Source organism: Streptomyces anatolicus, assembly GCF_019400875.1.
Lineage (GTDB): Bacteria > Actinomycetota > Actinomycetes > Streptomycetales > Streptomycetaceae > Streptomyces > Streptomyces anatolicus.
In genome coordinates, this window is sequence record NZ_WMBF01000554.1 from 1 (window position 1) to 3,838 (window position 3,838).

Annotated in this window: 3 protein-coding genes; all 3 read right to left on the bottom strand. The window is 72.2% G+C overall.

The window, feature by feature from the left end:
- A partial coding sequence (locus tag GKQ77_RS29395) for a putative DNA-mimic protein (protein ID WP_219692155.1) occupies positions 1–501 on the bottom strand: 501 nt, incomplete at its 3' end.
- A gap of 78 nt (positions 502–579) precedes the next feature.
- The gene (locus GKQ77_RS29400; protein WP_219692156.1) at positions 580–3,045 is read right to left on the bottom strand and encodes a dolichyl-phosphate beta-glucosyltransferase; all 2,466 of its coding nucleotides are present in this window, start codon (positions 3,043–3,045) and stop codon (positions 580–582) included.
- Entirely contained in the window at positions 3,042–3,740 is a 699-nt protein-coding gene (locus GKQ77_RS29405; protein ID WP_219692157.1) for a GntR family transcriptional regulator, read from the bottom strand. Before GKQ77_RS29405 ends, GKQ77_RS29400 begins: the two co-directional genes overlap by 4 nt.
- Positions 3,741–3,838: the final 98 nt, after the last annotated feature.

Sequence of the window (3,838 nt, forward strand, 5' to 3'; positions counted from 1 at the left end):
GATCGGGGCCAGGGGCGGGTTCGCGGGGTCTATGCCGATCGACGGGGCGACGAACTCCAGCTCGCGCAGGAGCGCCTGGGAGGAGCCCAACGGGCCCCCGCCGGTGAGGAGTTCGTCGTTGGACAGCGGCACGGGGAAGTCCACGGGGACGTACGCGCCCGCGTGGTCGTAGTGCCAGACCAGGTGCGACTGCTGGGCCGTGGCGTCGAACATCTCCAGCAACTGCTCGTAGTCGCCGCCCAGTTCGTCCACCGGCGTCACCTCGAGGCCGCAGATCCGCAACAGGTAGGCGCGGCGCAGGAAGTGCAGCGCGTCGTAGTCGAACCCCGCGACCGGGGCGACGTCGCCGGACAGGCCCGGCATGTAGGAGAAGACGGGGACGGGCGGGTAACCGGCCTCGTGCAGCGCCTTGTCGTAGGCGGCGATCTCTTCCGCGAAGGGGTTGTCGGGGCTGTGGCACAACACGTCGACGAGCGGGACCAGCCACAGGTCGCAGGCCAAGAAGACTCCTCGGGTCAGGGTTGGTGTGTAGCTGTGCGTTGCCTCGCGTGCAGGCAGCGTAGTCGCGCACCGGGTCCGCTAGCTGCCCCCGTGCGCGACCCGGTCCTCGCCGTTGCCCTCGTACAAGTCCCATACCCATACGCCGTCCACCCACCGCGCCCGCTGCCCGACGAGCGCGTCCACGGTCGTGCGCAGTGCCGCCTCGTGCGGCTGCGGGGGCAGGACGAGGACGCCCGCCTTCCAGAACTCCAGGTCCTCGCGGGCCGCCTCGCGCCAGGCGCGGGTGACCTTCGGGACGCGGCCCGATTCGCTGACCTGGCGCAGGAGGTTGGAGGTGTTGCGGGGCGAGGGGCCGTAGATGCCGACGCGGTCCGGGCCCCAGGGGCCGTTGAAGTAGCCGCCGGGGAAGCGGAAACCGAGGCCGGCGACGGTCTGCCAGTGCAGGGCCTCCGCGTGGGCGGCGTCGGGCACGGGGATCGGTACGAGGGTCTCGTGCTGACCCAGATGGGCGCGCCAGGTACCTCGCGCGATGAACGGCGGCACCTCGGCCCGGTCCACGGCGTCGAGCGGCACGGGGACGATCGGCAGCAGGGAGAGGGCGATGGCGGCGAGGCCCGCGTAGCGGCCGGCGGGCCTCTTTTCCGGGTGTGCCTTGTCCGGGCGGGTCAGCAGGCGGGCCAGGGCCAGGGCGAGGAGCATGCCGAGCGCCGGGGCGCACACCATCGCCACGCGTCCCTCTATGACGGACTCGAAGAGCGGGCGGTGGCGGATCAGGGCCCAGGGCCCGGGAAGGACGATGTCGGTGAGGGGGATGCGGAACTTCGGGCCGAGCGAGAGCAGCGCCGCCCCGAGCACCGTGCACGCGAGCGCCTTGACGACCGCGCGCTCCCACAGTCGTACGACGATCGCGAAGGCCAGGGCGGTGAGCGGCCAGCCGTAGAAGGCGTTCTGCTCGGTGCGGTTCAGGGCGAGGGGGTCGGAGGTGTCCGCGGCGCCCGCGAGCGAGCGTTCCGCGAAGGAGAGGAAGGCGAGCGGGCTGTTGCCCGCGTGGTCGCCGTGCAGCACGCTCTGGTAGCTCTGCGGGCCGAAGAACTGCCAGTGGAGGGGGTAGGCGACCAGCGGGAGCGCGACCGCGAGGGCGATGCCGATGCCTCGGGCCAGCGGGCGCCAGGCCTCCCTCGCCACGTCTGTGCGCACGGCCGCGTACGCGAGCGCGAAGAGCAGCATGCCGAGCGCCGCGAGCAGCAGGGGTTCCTCGCCGAGGAAGATCTGGTACGCCGCGAAGAGGCCGAGGACGACTCCGTCGCGTACGACACGGGTGCCCTCGCACAGCCGCAGCGCCCTGTCGATGATCAGCGGGATCATGAACAGGACGATGAAGTTCGGGTGGGCGGTGGCGTGGCTGATCATCGGGGGCGCGAAGGCGGCGAGGGCCGCGCCGGCGGCGGCGGCGCCCCGGTGGGCGGCCAGGCGTCTGCGGATCAGCCAGTACCAGGCGACGGCGGTGGCGGCCAGGCCGCCGGTCATCGCCACGTTCAGGGCGACCGCGGGGCCAAGGAGCCAGGTCACGGGGGCGAGGGGGACGGAGAGGCCGAGCATGACCGTGTTGGCCATGAGGTTCACGCCGTCGGGGAAGTTCTGGAGGGTGGTGAAGAGCGGGTTGTCGAAGTGGCGGACGTTGTCGGCCGTCACCGCGAAGAACCACTCCCACTGGTTCTGGTCCTGCCCGGAGTCGGGGATGTATCGGTGGGCGGGGGACGTCCAGCGCTGTGCGTAGAGCGTGAACGACAGGAGCAGGAAGAGGAGGGCGACCAGGACGTCGGCGCGGTGGATCGCGCGGGCCTTGAGGGCGGTCAGTTCGGCCAGGACCCTGACGTAGTCCAGTGGTCTGACCTTCGAGCCCTCCTGGTGGGACCAGCGCACGGGCACCTCGGCGACCGGCCAGCCCGCCCGGCGGAAGTACTGCAGTATCTCGACGTCTATCCCCCAGCCGCGCAGCCGGGACGCGGCGAAGGCCTCGCGGGCACGGTCGCCGTCGAAGAGCTTGAAGCCGCACTGGGTGTCGCGGATTCCGGGGACGGCGACCGAGCGTATGAGGACGTTGCCGGTACGTCCGAGGAACTCGCGCAGGCGGTGCTGGTGGGCGCCGATGGTCGCGCCGGGGCGGGCGCGGGAGCCGATCGCCGCCGTGTGGCCGTCGGCGAGCGCCTTGTCGAGGTGGTCCAGCTCTTCTATGGGCGCGGCGAGGTCGGCGTCGGTGATCAGGACGCGGCGGCCGTAGGAGGCGAGGACGCCCTGGCGCAGGGCGTGGCCCTTGCCGCGGTTGCGGTCGCCGCGGATGAGGTGGACGCGGGGGTCGGCGGCGGACGCCTCCGCGGCGATCTCGGCGGTGCGGTCGGTGGAGCCGTCGTCCACGACGATCAGCTCCCACTCGCCCTGGTCCGGGCCGTCCAGGTGCGCCTTGATCGCGGCGAGGGTGGGGGCGAGGCGGCGCTCCTCGTTGTACGCGGGGACGACGACGGTCAGTTCCGGGGTCGTGCTCATGCCGCGGCCAGCCGCTCGATGAGGGAGAGGGAGTGCGCGTTGTACTCCACGACGATCGCGTGGGCGCCCGCCGGGTCCCGGCACACCAGAGCGTCGACCAGCTCGGTGTGGCGTGACCAGAGGGCGCCGCGCAGGTCACCGCCGCCGCCCTCGCTCCAGCGGCGCAGGTGGGTGACGGCGCAGACCCAGGACTTCACGCGCAGGCGGTGCAGGAAGTCGGAGAGGTAGGGGTTGCCGAAGAGGGCGCTCAGCTCGCGCCAGAAGCGGAGGTCGTAGCCGATGAGGACGTTCAGGTCGCCCGCGCAGGCCGCGCGGGCCGCTTCCTCGCCTCTGCGGCGTACGGAGAGCAGGGCGTCGGCCTTGTCGTCGTGGAGCGCGGGGTTCTGCGCGAGGTCGCGGAACATGCCGTCGGCTATGAGACCGCGGGCCTCCAGCATGCCGCGGTAGTCGGCCAGCGTGTGCTCGTGGACGCGGAAGCCGCGGTGCTGGTCGGCGTCGAGGAGGCCCTGGGCGGTGAGGTTCACCAGGGCCTCTCGGACGGGGGTCGCGGAGACGCCGTACTGCTCGGCGATCTCCTTGACGGTGAACTCCTGGCCCGGCTCCAGCCGGCCCGCGAGGACCTCGTCGCGGAGGGCGTCGGCGATCTGCTGGCGCAGAGTGCTGCGGATGACGGCGGGGCCGTCGGTGCCGGGCATCTGGGTTCCCCCACGGAGTCTGGCGTGGTCGCCTTGTGCGGTCGTTTTGCTGGGCCCTGCGGAGGGGCGCGGGCTTGTCAGAGTACGCGGTGGGGGGC

What these genes read in the sequence shown, in the direction of transcription:
- GKQ77_RS29405 (WP_219692157.1), bottom strand. Translation starts at nt 3,740, where the DNA reads ATGCCCGGCACCGACGGCCCCGCCGTCATCCGCAGCACTCTGCGCCAG.
- GKQ77_RS29400 (WP_219692156.1), bottom strand. Translation starts at nt 3,045, where the DNA reads ATGAGCACGACCCCGGAACTGACCGTCGTCGTCCCCGCGTACAACGAG.